The sequence below is a fragment of the Vibrio aquimaris genome (genome assembly GCF_009363415.1).
In the GTDB taxonomy this organism is placed as follows: domain Bacteria; phylum Pseudomonadota; class Gammaproteobacteria; order Enterobacterales; family Vibrionaceae; genus Vibrio; species Vibrio aquimaris.
Genome location: NZ_CP045350.1, coordinates 2,400,851 through 2,416,589, shown reverse-complemented (window position 1 = coordinate 2,416,589; position 15,739 = coordinate 2,400,851). Strand labels below are relative to the sequence as shown.

The following is a 15,739-nucleotide window of genomic DNA, read 5'->3' as shown; positions in this document are numbered from 1 at the left end:
TTGTGGTGAATTTAACGACCTTTATCCATGTGTACACTGACAACATAATGACCAACAACACATAATGTAGCAGTCGAAGTTGACTTGAGATAGTTGATTTCTCGTACGCCTGTGTAACTTGTGGGCGAGATCGCCTAAGGAGTCAGCTTGTTGACACTTTCTATGAGCTGCTGTTGAAGATCGAGTTCTTCTTCTTCAGTAAGCTTAATACCTTGAGCATTAGTAATAATAAATAAATCCTCGGCTCGTTCACCGATTGTTGTAATTTTAGCGCCATGGAGATGCAGGTTTAGGTCAGCAAAGGTTGCACCAACAATTGCCAGTAAACCCGGAGTATCAAGCGCTACGAATTCAAGTAGAGTACGCTTCTTACCTTTTGTTGGCAGAAACTCAACTCGGGTTTTTACTTTGAAATGTTGTAAGTTACGATGAGGACGGCGCGTTCTTATTTTGTTTGAGCGTCCGTTACCCAAAGTGCGCACTAACTGCTTTATGATAGCATCATGGCGGCTCTCGTCTATGACCTTGCCGTGTTGATCAAGTACCATAAAGGTATCGAGCACATACCCATCTTTGCTTGTCATGACTTGCGCATCATGTACGTTTAAGTTTCTTCTATCTAATGTGGCGACTATGGATGCAAAGAGCGCATGTTGATCACGGCTATAGACAAATACTTCTGTACCACCACGAGTGGCCTTTTTGGATATAAGGATAAGAGGTTGAGAGTGATCGCTGTGGCGCAGAATGTGAGTACTGTGCCAGGCAATTTGCTTGTGTGAATGTCTGAGAAAGTAATCGGCTTTAAATCGTTGCCATAGCACCTCAATATCTCTGGCGCTGAACCCTTCCTTTCTTAAAAGGGCTGAGGCGAGTTGTTGGTTGTGACGTATTCTTTCTCTCACATCGACTGGGTTCTCAAGTCCTCGACGTAGTGCCCTTTGAGTAGAATAGAATAACTCTGCTAGTAAGGTTCGCTTCCAACTGTTCCAGAGGGCAGGGTTGGTTGCACAAATATCGGCAACAGTTAAGCAAACTAGGTATTCTAAATATTCTTCATCTCTTACCTGTTTAGCGAATTCGTTGATAACATCAGGGTCATAAATATCGCGCCTTTGAGCGGTTACAGACATTAACAAATGGTATCTGACCAACCAAGAAACGAGTTTAGCTTCATGATTTGATAGACCATGGCTGATACAAAACTCATACGCTTCTTCCGCCCCTATTTCAGAATGATCGCCGCCACGGCCTTTGGCTATGTCATGAAAAATAGCGGCTATTATAAGTAGCTCTTTTTTTTGTATCCGAGGAAAAACTTCGCAGCAAATAGGGTGCTTTTGATGATTTTCTGGCTGGCTAAAAGTATGAATGTGTTTTAGAAGGCGGACGCTGTGTTCATCAACCGTGTAAACGTGGAATAAGTCAAACTGCATTTGGCCAACAATTTGACTCCATTGTGGCAAGTATGTTGCCAATACACCGAGCTTGTGCATCAAAACAAATGCTCGAGTAAGAGAGTTTGGGTGGCGACAAAGTTCGATAAACTTTTCTCTGGCTGCTGGAATCGTGTGAAGAAACTTATTCAACCGTCTTCGAGCGGTTCTTAGTTGACGAAGTGTTGAGGGCGCCACACTTTCAATGGTTGAATCATTAGCTATATGCAAAAACATATCAAGAATGGTTTCTGGGCGAGATTGAAACAGCGCGGGTTTACGGGCTTCAATCAGAGGGCCACGTCTTTGAAAGTCCTGACTCAGTATTTCAGGGTCGTGCTCAATACCATTATTTAAAATCGCTTGGTCAAATAGTTTGAGTAACATTTTATTGAGTTCAGCTACACGTCTAAGTGTGCGATAGAACTCTTTCATCATCATTTCAACGCCGCGGTTGCCTTCTCCCGAATAACCAAGGCTCTCGGCAACTTGTACTTGATGAGCGAACGTTAAGCGATTGTCGTATCTTTTTAGCTGCAGGTGCAGAGCAAAACGTACCCGCCATAGGTAATTTTGGCATTCTAAGAGCTCGCGATATTCCGCATCAGTCAAAAAGCCATATTGACTCATTTCAAGTAATGAAGTGGCGCCAAAATGCCTTCTTGCGATCCAGCCTAAGGTATGAATATCACGCAATCCCCCAGGTGTTGACTTTATATCGGGCTCTAAATTATAGGTTGTATCATGGTAGCGAGAATGACGGTCTCGCTGCTCTTGAACCTTTGCTTTATAAAAGGTTTCAGTGGGCCAAAATGACTCTGAATGAATCTCAAGTTGCAGTTTATCAAAGGTTTCTTCACAGCCGCAAAGCCATCGCGATTCCTGAAGGTTAGTCGCGACAGTCAAGTCTTCTCTACCAATTGATGAGCATTCACTTATGGTTCTTACTGCGTGCCCAACTTCGAGTTTCAGATCCCACAAAAAAGTAATAAAGCGGCTTATTTTTGCATTCAGGCTTTCAGGCAAAACATGGGTTGAGCTGATCAATATATCAATGTCGGAAAGAGGGTGCAGTTCACCTCTACCGTAACCACCTACAGCAACCAGACAAATATCAGGTTCTTTAGTAAAGCCGAAATATTGCCAAAGCCTTTTAAGCACTCCATCCATGTAGTTTGCACGGCCCAAGACAAGCTCTGATATCGAGTTATGCGAGGTGAATAGATCTTTTTGGTCGTCAGCAAACTTCTTAAGTTGAGACTTAAGTTTTGCAACTGATATTTCATCGTCCTGTAAGCTAGAAGGCGATTGATAAGACATAGGCAAGTCTGTGCTAGGCATCCGTATATAACAATCTATCAAAATGTAGAAGATAAAAAAATATCCTCGTTTAGCGAGGATATTTTAGGGTGGAACTAAGCATTATTCATAATTCGTGGAATAGTATCATCACTGCGCAGCGTCAGGATTTCACACCCTGTGTCTGTGACCAAAACAGTGTGCTCATACTGAGCTGATTTTTTGCCATCCCCTGTGTAGACAGTCCAATCGTCTTGCGCATCAACACTCACACCAAATTTGCCAGCGTTAATCATAGGTTCAATGGTAAAGCACATTCCTTTTTGCAACACTCGACGATCATTATTTTTGTAATGAACGATTTGTGGTTCCTCGTGGAATTCATTGCCTATTCCGTGGCCACAGAAGTCTTTTACGATAGAAAACTTATTTCTAGGATTCTTTTTGTTATTTTCTTTGATGTATTTTTCAATCGCTGTGCCTATGTCACCGACAGTTGCGCCAGGTTTTACCTTACGTATGCCAATATACAAAGCTTCTTGGGTAACCATACACAGACGTTTGTCTGCTGGGGATACGTCCCCGACGAGAAACATTTTAGAGGTGTCACCGTGGTAACCCTGAGGGCGCACGCTTAGGTCTGCGTTTTCGTCGTTTGGAACAATAACGGTAATATCAACGTTAATAATATCGCCATTTTTAAGTACGGCAGGTTTCAACTGGCCGTTACTACCGATTTCATCTTCCGATGCTGGAATACCATGGCAAACAATGTGGTTGATAGATGTACAGATAGATTTAGGAAATCCGTGATAATCAAGAGGTGCAGAGTAAGCCCCTTTCTCAATCCCATAGTCATGACAAATTTTATTCAATTCATCCGTGGTGACACCTTCCTTGATATGAGGCTCGATCATTTCTAGGATTTCGGCGGCTAATGCACCAGCGATGCGCATACGCTCAATTTCTGCAGAGGTTTTTATCTTGATGGACATCGTTCTTCTCTAATTTAATCAGTAGCACTTATCTGTGCGAATGAGCGCATTCTATCAGGAAGCTAGGCTAATGAGAATGATTCTTCATGTGTGAGGTTAAGTGAGACACTCAAAGCTATGGTCTAATTAACTCCATAGAGTGACTTTTTACTAGCCAAGATGGATGAAAATATGGTATAAAGCGCGCCGGAAATGTTGTCTGTTCTCTCCTTATTTGGCGAAGCTGATGACTTCCATAAAACATTTATCTTTAAATCACACACAATCCGTCACATATTCCGGGGTGCTGGGCAATGAGCTTGGTCGGAGTTATGGGGATTGTGGAGGCCTAACCCCATAGAGGAATTTAAAATGGCAACTGTATCAATGCGCGATATGCTAAAAGCTGGTGTTCACTTTGGTCACCAGACTCGTTACTGGAACCCAAAAATGAAGCCATTCATCTTTGGTGCTCGTAACCGTGTACATATCATCAACCTAGAAAAAACTGTACCTATGTTTAACGACGCTCTAGCTGAGCTAGGTAAAGTCGGTGAGAAAAAAGGTAAGGTTCTATTTGTAGGTACTAAGCGCGCTGCATCTGAAGCTGTTAAAGAAGCTGCTATTGCAAGCAACCAGTATTATGTTAACAACCGCTGGCTTGGTGGTATGCTAACAAACTACAAAACTGTTCGTCAGTCTATCAAGCGTCTAAAAGAGCTAGAAACTCAGTCTCAAGACGGTACTTTTGACAAGTTGACTAAGAAAGAAGCTCTAATGCGTACTCGTGAAATGGAGAAGCTAGAGAAGTCTCTTGGTGGTATCAAAGACATGGGTGGTCTACCAGATGCGTTGTTCGTAATTGATGCAGATCACGAGCACATTGCAGTTAAAGAAGCAAACAACCTAGGTATCCCAGTTTACGCTGTAGTTGATACTAACTCTAACCCAGACGGCGTAGATTTCGTTATCCCTGGTAACGATGATGCTATCCGTGCGGTACAGCTATACCTAAACGCTGCTGCTTCTGCAGTAACTGAAGGTCGTAACAAAGACGTAGCTGCAGCTGCTGAAAAAGACGGTTTCGTAGAAGCTGAATAATAGCGGCTTTGAGCCATACTTAGCCAACGTGAGCTAATGCACAGGTTGGCAAAGTTATCATTATCAGCAGGGGCTAACATGTTAGGCCCCTGTTTTTTACCAAATCCAGATTAAACTGAGGAATAGAGAATGGCTGTAACTGCTGCTCTAGTTAAAGAACTGCGCGACCGTACTGGCGCAGGCATGATGGAATGTAAGAAAGCGCTTGTTGAAACTGACGGCGATATCGAACTGGCAATTGACAACATGCGTAAGTCAGGTGCTGCAAAAGCTGCTAAGAAAGCAGGTAATGTAGCGGCTGAAGGCGCGATCATCATTAAACAAGACAACGGCGTAGCTGTACTTCTTGAAGTAAACTGCCAAACTGACTTCGTAGCAAAAGATGCTAACTTTACAGCATTTGCTGAAGAAGTGGCAGCTCATGCGCTTTCTACTAAAGCGACGGCAGAAGAACTACAAGCTAAGTTCGAAGATACTCGCGTTGCTCTAGTTGCTAAAATTGGTGAAAACATCAACATCCGTCGCGTTCAATACGTTGAAGGTGCTGCAATTGCTTCTTACCGTCACGGTGAGAAAATTGGTGTAGTTGTTGCTGGTGAAGGCGACGCTGAAACACTTAAGCATGTTGCTATGCACGTAGCGGCTTCTCGTCCTGAGTATGTTAACCCTGAAGATGTACCAGCTAACGTTGTTGAGAAAGAAAAAGCCGTTCAAGTAGAAATCGCTATGAACGAAGGCAAACCAGCTGAAATTGCAGAGAAGATGGTTGTTGGCCGCATGAAGAAGTTCACAGGTGAGATTTCTCTAACTGGTCAAGCTTTTGTTATGGAGCCAAAGAAATCTGTTGGTGAAATCCTAAAAGAGCGTGGTGCTTCTGTTGCTAACTTTGTCCGCCTAGAAGTGGGTGAAGGTATCGAAAAAGGCGAAGAAATGAGCTTTGCTGAAGAAGTTGCAGCTGCTCAAAAAGGTTAACCCTTAGGTGTGCTAAAACTTTAGACCGTAGCCTAGGCTGCGGTCTTTTTACGAATGGCAGTTATGCGGTTAATTGTGATGAATAGGTAAGTGATGTGACTCACATCATTTTAATGATGGCTTGCTTGGCTATTCATGACTGTTAATTAATAACTCTCTTTGGAAGGTAAACTCCATGACGACAAACCCTAAACCAGCGTATCAACGTATTCTGTTAAAACTGAGTGGTGAAGCTCTTCAAGGTGAAGAGGGTTTTGGTATCGACCCTGCGATTCTTGATCGTATGGCTCAAGAAGTGAAAGAACTGGTAGAGCTTGGAGTGCAAGTAGGGGTGGTGATCGGAGGAGGCAATCTTTTCCGAGGTGCAGGGCTTGCTGAAGCTGGGATGAACCGTGTTGTGGGTGATCATATGGGGATGCTTGCAACCGTAATGAACGGCCTTGCCATGCGAGACGCTCTACATCGTGCTTATGTTAATGCTCGTGTTATGTCTGCCATACCTCTGAAAGGCGTCTGTGACGATTACAACTGGGCTGATGCTATTCGTGAATTGCGTCAAGGGCGAGTGGTTATATTCTCAGCCGGTACTGGGAATCCATTTTTTACGACTGACTCTGCTGCCTGTTTACGTGGCATAGAAATTGAGGCCGATGTGGTTTTAAAAGCGACTAAAGTTGACGGTGTATTTACCGCTGACCCTGTAGCTAATCCTGATGCAGAGTTGTATGATAAGCTGGCATATTCAGAAGTTCTTGATAAAGAACTAAAAGTGATGGATTTAGCAGCATTTACATTAGCTCGTGATCACAAAATGCCTATTCGTGTCTTCAACATGAATAAGCCTGGTGCACTTCGCCGAGTGGTTATGGGTGAAGCTGAAGGTACTTTGATTAGTACTGCTGAATAACTCATTCAACCCTAGTATGGTAATTTTATACTAGGGTATTGCCTTTTAAAGAATCCTGTTTAGGCTTTCTTCTAAAAAGAATGACACATTTAAGGTGATATCGTGATTAATGAAATCAAACAAGACGCTCAAGAGCGTATGGAAAAAAGCGTAGAAGCGCTAAAAAATAACCTTTCGAAAGTTCGTACAGGTCGCGCTCATCCGAGCCTACTCTCTGGAATCTCAGTCGAGTACTATGGTGCTCCAACACCACTAAACCAAGTTGCTAATGTTGTTGCTGAAGATGCTCGAACTCTAGCCATTACTGTTTTTGATAAAGAGCTTGCACCCAAGGTGGAAAAAGCCATCATGATGTCAGATCTAGGACTCAATCCGATGTCAGCCGGAACCATCATCCGTGTACCACTTCCACCGTTGACAGAAGAGCGACGTAAGGACCTGGTTAAAATCGTACGTGGTGAAGCTGAGGGCGGACGAGTGGCTATTCGTAATATTCGTCGTGATGCCAATGGTGAACTAAAGTCCTTGCTCAAAGACAAAGAAATTTCTGAAGATGAAGATCGCAAAGCGCAAGATGAGATTCAAAAAATCACTGATGCAGCGGTTAAAAAAGTAGACGAAGCGCTCGCATCAAAAGAAAAAGAACTTATGGAAGTTTAATTTCATTCACACTCGAAATATAAAAAACGCTGTGCTCGCAGTACAGCGTTTTTTTATGCTACTCTTTGTCACCTGCTGATAACCATGAATCCTTGTATGCATAACATTCAACTATCTTCAGAACTACTTCCCAAGCATATTGCTATCATTATGGATGGTAATGGTCGCTGGGCAAAAACGCAGGGAAAACCCCGCGTGTTCGGCCATAAAAATGGTGTGTCTGCGGTAAGAAAAACTATTTCTACATCTGCAAAATTAGGTATTAAAGCCATTACTTTGTTTGCGTTTAGCAGTGAAAACTGGCGCAGACCAGAGGACGAAGTCGGTGTGTTAATGGAGTTATTCATCACCGTTTTGTCTACGGAAGTTAAGAAGCTTCATAAGAACAATCTACGTCTGCGTGTTATCGGTGATAAAAGTCGATTTAACCCAAGGTTACAAACAAAGATAGCTCAAGCCGAAGCTCTGACTGAAAATAACACTGGAATGGTTATTAACATAGCCGCTAATTACGGCGGTAAATGGGATATTGTCGAGGCGACGAAAAGTATTTCTGCGAAAGTAGCACGTGGTGAAATTGATGCTAGTGACGTTAATGAAGAGCTGATTACGTCTCATCTGACCATGGCGGATCTCCCAGAAGTTGACTTATTAATACGAACAAGTGGCGAATGTCGTATCAGTAACTTCATGCTTTGGCAGATGGCTTATGCGGAAATGTATTTTACGCCGACATATTGGCCGGAGTTCAATGAAGATAGTTTAATTGAAGCAATTACATGGTTTGTTAATCGGGAGAGGCGCTTTGGTTGCACCGACGAACAGGTTGAAGAACTGATCGAAAGCGATTAAGGGTTTAAGTTTGAAACAACGAATTATCACAGCTCTAATTCTTGCCCCTGCTGTTATTCTTGGTATTTTCAAGTTACCGTTAGCTATATTCATGCTAGCTGTAGCGACAGTAACTGTAATCGGTTATTGGGAGTGGACCCAATTTGTTGAGTCCAAAACACGCCTTTTGGCATTGACTCCGAGTATTTTTATTAGCGCTATTTCCTTAGCTTTTATTCCTTTTGATGCCAGAAGTCTAAGTTTGATGACTGACGTGCATATCGCTGTGCTTTCAGTTGGAAGTATTTGGTGGATTATTTCTAGCGGCTTAGTACTGTCTTTTCCTCGTTCAGCCAAGCTTTGGCAACATTCCAATGTGCTCAGGCATGTATTTGGTGTTTTGACTCTTTTACCGTTTTTTTGGAGCATCTTATTACTCAGGGCTGAAGGGATATACGAGGATAGCTACCACGGTGCTAAACTCGTGCTCTTTGTATGCTTTATTGTCTGGGCTGCAGATAGCGGCGCTTATTTTTGCGGTAAGAGCTTTGGTCGCCGAAAAATGGCTCCTCATGTTAGCCCGAACAAAACCATTGAAGGCCTGATCGGAGGAATTGCGACTGCAATTTTTGTCGGCTGGGGAACGGCTGTTTGGTTTGATATTGAGTTTAGCAGTTCCTTCTCTATGGTGTTCATTACATTAATCACAGTGGTAATCAGTGTACTAGGTGACCTTGTCGAGAGTATGTTTAAACGAGTTTCAGGCATAAAAGATAGCGGTAATATTCTACCTGGGCATGGTGGAATATTGGATAGGGTCGATAGTTTGACAGCCGCTTTTCCTGTATTCGCACTTCTTTATTTCATTTTCTAATTACATCGGCAGGTCGTGCCCTGCCTTATGGATTTTACTGGTTTCTTTATGCGTAAGTTGACAATTTTAGGTGCAACAGGTTCGATTGGTCATAGCACTTTAAAAGTCGTTGAGCACAATCCATCTGAGTTTGATATTGTTGCATTGGTTGCGGGAACAAACGTCGATAAAATGCGCCAACTATGTCAAAAATGGCAGCCTAAATATGCTGTGATGGCCTGTGAAGAGTCGGCTGGTACATTGAGCTCCCACATCCAAAGGTTAAAACTCCCTACACAAGTACTATCTGGACCCGAGGCTATTACTCATGTTGCTTCTTTTGATGAAGTCGACACAGTTATGTCTGCGATTGTTGGTGCTGTTGGCCTTGTTCCAACCATGGCTGCTGTTAAAGCGGGTAAACGTGTTTTATTGGCTAACAAAGAAGCGTTAGTCATGTCTGGTAAATTGTTCATGGACGCAGTGAAAGAATACAACGCAGAGCTTATGCCTGTCGATAGTGAGCATAATGCAATTTTCCAGTGCCTCCCCGAGTCTATTCAGACTCATTTAGGGGATTGTGATTTAGTCCAGCATGGAATTCAGCACATTACACTTACAGGTTCTGGAGGTCCATTTCGTTACTCTGACCTTAGTGCATTGTCACAAGTCACTCCTGAACAAGCGATAGTACATCCTAATTGGTCTATGGGACCTAAAATTTCAGTCGATTCGGCCAGTATGATGAACAAAGGCTTAGAGTACATAGAAGCTAAATGGCTTTTTAATACCAGTCGAGAACAGCTCAAGGTTCTAATCCATCCTCAATCAGTGATTCATTCTATGGTGCAGTATAAAGATGGTTCTTTACTTGCACAGATGGGCAATCCCGATATGGCAACCCCTATATCTTATACCCTCTCTTATCCTGATAGAGTTCCAGCTGGTGTACCGCCCCTTGATTTCGCTCAAATCAGCCAGTTGACCTTTCTTGAACCCGACTACCAGAGATACCCATGCTTGAAGCTTGCGATAGACGCTTGCTACGAAGGACAACATGCAACGACGGCGCTTAATGCAGCTAATGAAATTGCCGTTGATTCGTTTCTTTCACACAAGTTAAAGTTTACCGATATTGCTGTCGTTAATGAGCGAGTCGCACATTTTATTTGTGGCAAGAGCAGCGAAGCAGATTGTAATAGCTTGGAAAGTATCATTGAGCTAGATAGAATGGCACGAGCCTTAGCTGTCGAGACAATTAAAGAGTGTTCAGCATGACAGATATCTTATGGAATTTTGCCTCCTTTCTTATTGCCCTTGGCATCTTAGTTGCGGTACATGAGTACGGGCACTTCTGGGTAGCGCGCCGTTGTGGTGTGAAAGTAGAAAAATTCTCCATTGGTTTTGGTAAATCAATTTGGAGCAAAACTGGTCAAGATGGCACTGAGTATAGCCTTTCAATAATACCATTGGGCGGTTATGTTAAAATGCTCGATGGCCGAGTAGATGACGTTCTACCAGAGCAAAAGGGACAAGCATTTGATACTCAGCCTTTGTGGAAAAGGACGTCGATAGTAGCTGCTGGCCCCGCATTTAACTTTTTGTTTGCTGTATTTGCGTATTGGCTTGTTTTTTTAATAGGTGTGCCTGCTGTTAAGCCTGTTATTGGTCAAATTGAACCCGATTCAATTGCTGCTCGAGCTGGTTTAGAATCGAATTTGGAACTTAAATCTGTCTCTGGCGTCAAAACACCGGATTGGGAATCGGTAAATATGGGGTTGATTTCCCACATCGGTGATAACCAAGTGACTTTAACGGTTGCGCCGGCTAATGAGTATGGTGCCGAAGAGGTAAAAACATTAGATTTGACGGATTGGAGCTTTGATCCAGAAGTTGAATCAGCCATGTCCTCCTTGGGCTTTAAGCCTTTTACACCCGAGGTTTCAACTCGCTTATCCTCAGTTACCTCTGGGGGAGCTGGCGATGCTGCAGGTTTGCAACCCGAAGACAAATTATTATGGGCTAATGATCTTGCTCTAAGTGATTGGAAGCAGGTGGTTGATTTGGTGCAGAATCATCCCAATCAGGTGATTGATCTAACCGTTGAACGTAATGGTGAGACCATAGATTTGACCTTAGTACCAGAAAACCGAACTCTGTCTAATGGTAGGGTTATAGGGTTTGCTGGTATTGCCCCTCAAGTCGCAGAATGGCCTGAAAACTATCGCTTCGACTTACAATTTGGTGTATTTGAGTCAGTCGGAAAAGCAATTGAAAAAACAGGGCAGGTGATAGGTCTGACTATCAGTATGTTGAAAAAATTAATTGTTGGAGATGTGGGTTTAAATAATCTCAGTGGGCCTATTTCAATTGCAAAAGGTGCGGGTACGACAGCTGATTACGGCTTGGTATATTTTCTTGGTTTCTTAGCTTTGATTAGTGTTAATTTAGGTATTATCAACCTTGTGCCCCTACCCATGTTAGACGGCGGACACTTAATGTTTTTTGCCGTTGAAGCGGTGACCAGACGTCCAGTTCCTGAGCGGGTTCAAGATATGGGCTACCGTATTGGCGGAGCGATTATTTTTTCTCTCATGGCATTGGCAATATTTAATGATTTTGCTCGTTTATAGTCGGGCAAAGGTTGTAATAAGGAATAACTAAAACAAATATGGCGATGAATAAAATTCTGTTTGCAACGCTATTGGCAACGAGCGTCGCTGCAAATGGAGCCGAAAACTTTGTTGTAGAAGATATCCAAATCGATGGATTACAGCGTGTTGCACTTGGTGCAGCTTTGTTAAAGATGCCAGTTCGTGTCGGAGATACGGTCGATGCTCAAGATGTATCTGAAATTATAAGGGCACTATACGCATCAGGAAATTTCGAAGATATCAAAGTATTACGGGATGGTAATCAACTCCTTGTACAGGTAAAAGAGCGTCCTACCATTGCCAGCATTTCATTTTCTGGTAACAAAGCAATAAAAGAGGAACAGTTACAACAGAATCTTGATGCATCAGGAGTTAGAGTTGGTGAAGCTCTTGATCGAACGACTTTGTCAAATATTGAGAAGGGCCTAGAAGACTTCTACTATAGCGTCGGAAAATATAATGCGACAGTAAAAGCTGTTGTGACCCCTTTGCCCCGTAATCGTTCGGATCTTAAATTTGTATTCTCGGAAGGTGTATCAGCCAAAATACAGCAAATTAACTTTTTAGGTAATAAGGCATTTTCTGATGAGGATCTACTCAGCAGATTTAACCTGAATGTTGATGTGTCTTGGTGGAATTTTTTATCAGACGATAAGTACCAAAAACAAGTTCTGGCAGGCGATCTTGAGGCTTTAAAGTCTTACTATCTAGATCGTGGTTACCTAAAATTTAAGCTTGATTCGACACAGGTTGCGATTTCTCCCGACAAAAAAGGCGTTTATATCACACTCGCCGTGAATGAAGGACTGCCTTACACAGTTAAGGATGTCAAATTTCGCGGTGAGTTGATAGGAAGAGAAGCAGAGTTTGAAGCTCTGGTACCTTTTGTCAGCGGAGATGTTTATAACGGTTCTAAAGTAACGAGTTTGGAAGAAGGGGTTAAGCGCGTGCTTGGTGAGGCGGGATATGCGTACCCTAAAGTTCGTACTATCCCTGAGTTTGACGATGAGAATCAACAGGTTTCTTTAGTTGTCAACGTCGAAGCGGGTAAGCGAATTTATGTCCGTGATATACGCTTTGTTGGCAACAATGCGACCAAAGATGAAGTCTTGCGACGAGAAATGCGTCAAATGGAAGGTGGCTGGTTAAACTCGAAGTCGATTGAAACGGGCAAAAAACGCCTTAATCGCTTAGGCTATTTTGAAACCGTCGATGTACAGACAGTTCGAGTACCGGGAAGCGATGATCAGGTTGACCTCGTTTACAATGTTAAAGAAGCAAACTCAGGTAGTGTCAATTTTGGTATCGGTTATGGTACCGAATCGGGTGTGAGCTTCCAAGTTGGTTTACAGCAAGATAACTTTTTAGGTTCAGGTAATCGAGTTGGCATTAGTGCAATGATGAACGATTACCAGCAGAACGTAAGTCTTGATTATAACGATCCTTATTGGAATCTAGATGGTGTTAGCCTAGGTGGGAAAATATTCTACAACACCTTCGAAGCTTCAGATGCTGGGATTATCGACTATACCAATGAAAGTTATGGCACAAGTTTGACTTGGGGCTTTCCTATCAATGAATTGACTAAGTTACAGTTTGGTGTGGGGTACACTCATAACAAGATTGGTAATGTTCCAACTTATGATCAGGCTCAGCTGTTTGCAGAAAGTATCGGTCAACCAGATGGTGATATTTTAACCAATGATTTTGATATCACTACCGCTTGGATTAGAAGTAACCTTAACCGAGGTTTCTTTCCAACCGCAGGTAATTACCAGCGGGCATCGGCAAAAGTGACAGTACCAGGTTCAGATGCTCAATATTTTAAACTTGATTATGAAGTACGACAGTATTTCCCATTAACGAAACAACATGATTTTACTTTGCTCATGCGCGGTAGACTTGGCTACGGTAATGGGTATGGCAAAACCGATGGGAATGATAATCTCTTCCCATTTTATGAAAACTATTATGCAGGTGGCTTTACGTCTTTACGAGGCTTTAGCTCACGCTCTGCAGGACCTAAAGCAGTTTATACGAACACATCTGGAGCGTGCGGAAACAATGGCTGCGTTGATGTGACAGACGACTCTGTGGGTGGTAATGCTATAGCGACAGCAAGTATGGAGCTAATTGTCCCGACACCATTTGCATCTGATGAGGCTAGGAGTCAAATTCGTACTAGCTTATTTATTGATGCAGCCAGTGTCTGGGATACTGAGTTTAGATATCGCGAAGGGGTAAGTGATCCTATGTATGATGATTACTCAGATCCTACAAATTATCGAGCGTCATATGGTGCGGCCCTGCAATGGATGTCACCAATGGGGCCTTTGGTATTTTCGGTAGCAAAACCGATAGAGATTTACGAAGGTGATGATGAAGAGTTCTTCACTTTCACAATTGGAAGAACCTTCTAAATATTGAGGAATATAAAGTGAAAAAAATGATTAAAGTAGCTGGTCTTAGCCTAATGTTATTGACGTCTTCGTTTGTTGCTAATGCGGCAGGAAGCACACAAAAGATTGGTTATATCAATACAGCTCAAGTCTTCCAGGCTCTTCCTCAACGCGAAGTCGTACTGCAAAAAATGCAGGAAGAGTTTAAAGATAAAGCAGACGAGCTGAAGTCAATCCAAGCTGAAGCTAAAACAAAAATTGAGAAGTTGAAGCGTGATGGTGAGCTGCTTGGTCCTGAAGAAGTTGAAAAACTGCGTGTAGAAATTGCTCAACTAGACAGTAAATACAAAATTAAAGGGCAAGCTCTAGAAAAAGCATCAGCTCGCCGCGAAGCAGAAGAAAAGCAGAAGCTATTTAAGGTAATTCAGGACGCTGTGAAGAAAGTTGCAGAAAAAGAAGGTTACGATATCGTTGTAGATATTCAAACCATGCAATACGGTAAACCTGAATATAATATTTCTGAAAAAGTCATTAAAACATTTAAGTAACTGACTATGGCAACTCTTACTTTAGCCGAACTGGCAACAATAACTGGTGGAGAACTATACGGTGACGAGCAAGCGCTTGTTAGTATGGTTTCCCCAATGGAAAAAGCGCAGGAAGGAGATGTTACTTTCCTGTCTAACCCTAAATACGCAAAGCACCTTGCAGACTGCAACGCGACAGTCGTTATGGTAAAAGATGCGCAACGAGAAATGTGTGCAGGGAATGTCTTGGTGGTCGAAGACCCATATGTTGCCTTTGCTAAAGTTGCTCAAGCCTTAGATACAACACCAGCATCAGCTGAAGGCATAGCATCATCCGCCATTATTGCTGATGATGTGGACATTGCTGAAGACGTATCGATTGGCGCGAATGCTGTGATAGAAAGTGGCGTTCGCCTAGCTGAAAATGTAGTGATTGGTGCAGGTTGTTTTATTGGGAAAGATGCTCAAATTGGCGCCAACACTCAATTATGGTCAAACGTGAGTATCTATCACCAAGTGGTTATCGGTTCTGACTGCCTTATACATGCTAACACTGTCATCGGTGCTGATGGCTTTGGTTATGCGAATGAAAAAGGTGAATGGATAAAAATTCCTCAGCTTGGAACGGTTAAAATTGGTAATCGGGTCGAAATAGGATCGTGTACCACAATAGATCGTGGTGCTTTAGAAGATACCATTATCGAAGATAATGTGATCATCGATAACCAGATGCAGATAGCGCATAATGTACACATCGGATATGGCACAGCTATGGCTGGTGGTACTATTGTTGCTGGCAGTACTACCATAGGTAAGTATTGCATGATTGGTGGTGCAAGCGTATTAAACGGCCATATTGAAATTGCTGACGGTGTCACTATTACCGGTATGGGGATGGTGATGCGCAGTATTGATGAAAAGGGAATGTACTCTTCAGGTATTCCGTTGCAACCCAATAAAGAATGGCGCAAAACGGCGGCTCGAGTCCATCGTATCGATGATATGAACAAACGACTCAAGGCTGTTGAAAAGCAGTTAGAAACTGAACAAGATGCTTAAGCGCTAATAGATTCTAAAAGGCTCGCTTTGCGGGTCTTTTAAAATTTTAATGATAGTTAGCTGATAC

Annotated in this window: 13 protein-coding genes; 11 read left to right on the top strand and 2 right to left on the bottom strand. The window is 42.7% G+C overall.

The window, feature by feature from the left end:
- Positions 1–134: 134 nt before the first annotated feature.
- Positions 135–2,756 (bottom strand): bifunctional uridylyltransferase/uridylyl-removing protein GlnD, encoded by a 2,622-nt coding sequence (gene glnD / locus FIV01_RS11150; protein ID WP_152431063.1) that lies wholly within the window; start codon positions 2,754–2,756, stop codon positions 135–137.
- A 95-nt stretch (positions 2,757–2,851) separates the two neighbouring features.
- Positions 2,852–3,730 carry a type I methionyl aminopeptidase gene (map, locus tag FIV01_RS11145; protein ID WP_152431062.1) on the bottom strand — a complete coding sequence of 293 codons (879 nt, stop codon included), beginning with the start codon at positions 3,728–3,730 and terminating at the stop codon, positions 2,852–2,854.
- Between the two features lie 351 nt (positions 3,731–4,081).
- Between map and rpsB the strand changes: the two genes are divergently transcribed.
- From rpsB to lpxD, 11 genes are all read left to right on the top strand, one after another.
- Positions 4,082–4,810, top strand: a complete 729-nt coding sequence (gene rpsB / locus FIV01_RS11140) for a 30S ribosomal protein S2 (RefSeq protein WP_114785223.1) — start codon at positions 4,082–4,084, stop codon at positions 4,808–4,810.
- A 129-nt stretch (positions 4,811–4,939) separates the two neighbouring features.
- A complete protein-coding gene (gene tsf / locus FIV01_RS11135; RefSeq protein WP_152431061.1) occupies positions 4,940–5,782 on the top strand; it encodes a translation elongation factor Ts in 843 nt (280 codons plus the stop codon).
- Positions 5,783–5,957: 175 nt separating this feature from the next.
- On the top strand, positions 5,958–6,689 hold the full coding sequence (pyrH, locus tag FIV01_RS11130) for a UMP kinase (protein ID WP_114785225.1): 732 nt from the start codon (positions 5,958–5,960) through the stop codon (positions 6,687–6,689).
- 102 nt (positions 6,690–6,791) lie between these two features.
- Positions 6,792–7,349: a ribosome recycling factor gene (gene frr, locus FIV01_RS11120; RefSeq protein ID WP_114785226.1), complete on the top strand. Its 558-nt coding sequence runs from the start codon at positions 6,792–6,794 to the stop codon at positions 7,347–7,349.
- A 96-nt stretch (positions 7,350–7,445) separates the two neighbouring features.
- Entirely contained in the window at positions 7,446–8,201 is a 756-nt protein-coding gene (gene uppS, locus FIV01_RS11110; protein WP_152431059.1) for an undecaprenyl pyrophosphate synthase, read from the top strand.
- 10 nt (positions 8,202–8,211) lie between these two features.
- Entirely contained in the window at positions 8,212–9,054 is an 843-nt protein-coding gene (locus tag FIV01_RS11105) for a phosphatidate cytidylyltransferase (protein WP_152431058.1), read from the top strand.
- Positions 9,055–9,102: 48 nt separating this feature from the next.
- Positions 9,103–10,311 carry a 1-deoxy-D-xylulose-5-phosphate reductoisomerase gene (gene ispC, locus FIV01_RS11100; RefSeq protein WP_152431057.1) on the top strand — a complete coding sequence of 403 codons (1,209 nt, stop codon included), beginning with the start codon at positions 9,103–9,105 and terminating at the stop codon, positions 10,309–10,311.
- Positions 10,308–11,666, top strand: coding sequence for a sigma E protease regulator RseP (rseP, locus tag FIV01_RS11095; RefSeq protein WP_152431056.1), 1,359 nt, complete (start codon positions 10,308–10,310; stop codon positions 11,664–11,666). Before ispC ends, rseP begins: the two co-directional genes overlap by 4 nt.
- A gap of 38 nt (positions 11,667–11,704) precedes the next feature.
- Positions 11,705–14,107: an outer membrane protein assembly factor BamA gene (gene bamA, locus FIV01_RS11090; RefSeq protein ID WP_152431055.1), complete on the top strand. Its 2,403-nt coding sequence runs from the start codon at positions 11,705–11,707 to the stop codon at positions 14,105–14,107.
- 26 nt (positions 14,108–14,133) lie between these two features.
- Positions 14,134–14,634, top strand: coding sequence for an OmpH/Skp family outer membrane protein (locus tag FIV01_RS11085; protein ID WP_172971851.1), 501 nt, complete (start codon positions 14,134–14,136; stop codon positions 14,632–14,634).
- A gap of 6 nt (positions 14,635–14,640) precedes the next feature.
- Entirely contained in the window at positions 14,641–15,672 is a 1,032-nt protein-coding gene (gene lpxD, locus FIV01_RS11080) for a UDP-3-O-(3-hydroxymyristoyl)glucosamine N-acyltransferase (protein WP_152431053.1), read from the top strand.
- The last annotated feature ends 67 nt before the right edge of the window (positions 15,673–15,739 follow it).

Bases quoted from the DNA above. Each gene is read 5' to 3' on its own strand.
- uppS (WP_152431059.1), top strand. From the start codon at position 7,446: ATGCATAACATTCAACTATCTTCAGAACTACTTCCCAAGCATATTGCT.
- ispC (WP_152431057.1), top strand. From the start codon at position 9,103: ATGCGTAAGTTGACAATTTTAGGTGCAACAGGTTCGATTGGTCATAGC.
- bamA (WP_152431055.1), top strand. From the start codon at position 11,705: ATGGCGATGAATAAAATTCTGTTTGCAACGCTATTGGCAACGAGCGTC.
- rseP (WP_152431056.1), top strand. From the start codon at position 10,308: ATGACAGATATCTTATGGAATTTTGCCTCCTTTCTTATTGCCCTTGGC.
- FIV01_RS11085 (WP_172971851.1), top strand. From the start codon at position 14,134: ATGATTAAAGTAGCTGGTCTTAGCCTAATGTTATTGACGTCTTCGTTT.
- rpsB (WP_114785223.1), top strand. From the start codon at position 4,082: ATGGCAACTGTATCAATGCGCGATATGCTAAAAGCTGGTGTTCACTTT.
- map (WP_152431062.1), bottom strand. From the start codon at position 3,730: ATGTCCATCAAGATAAAAACCTCTGCAGAAATTGAGCGTATGCGCATC.
- tsf (WP_152431061.1), top strand. From the start codon at position 4,940: ATGGCTGTAACTGCTGCTCTAGTTAAAGAACTGCGCGACCGTACTGGC.
- glnD (WP_152431063.1), bottom strand. From the start codon at position 2,756: ATGTCTTATCAATCGCCTTCTAGCTTACAGGACGATGAAATATCAGTT.
- pyrH (WP_114785225.1), top strand. From the start codon at position 5,958: ATGACGACAAACCCTAAACCAGCGTATCAACGTATTCTGTTAAAACTG.
- lpxD (WP_152431053.1), top strand. From the start codon at position 14,641: ATGGCAACTCTTACTTTAGCCGAACTGGCAACAATAACTGGTGGAGAA.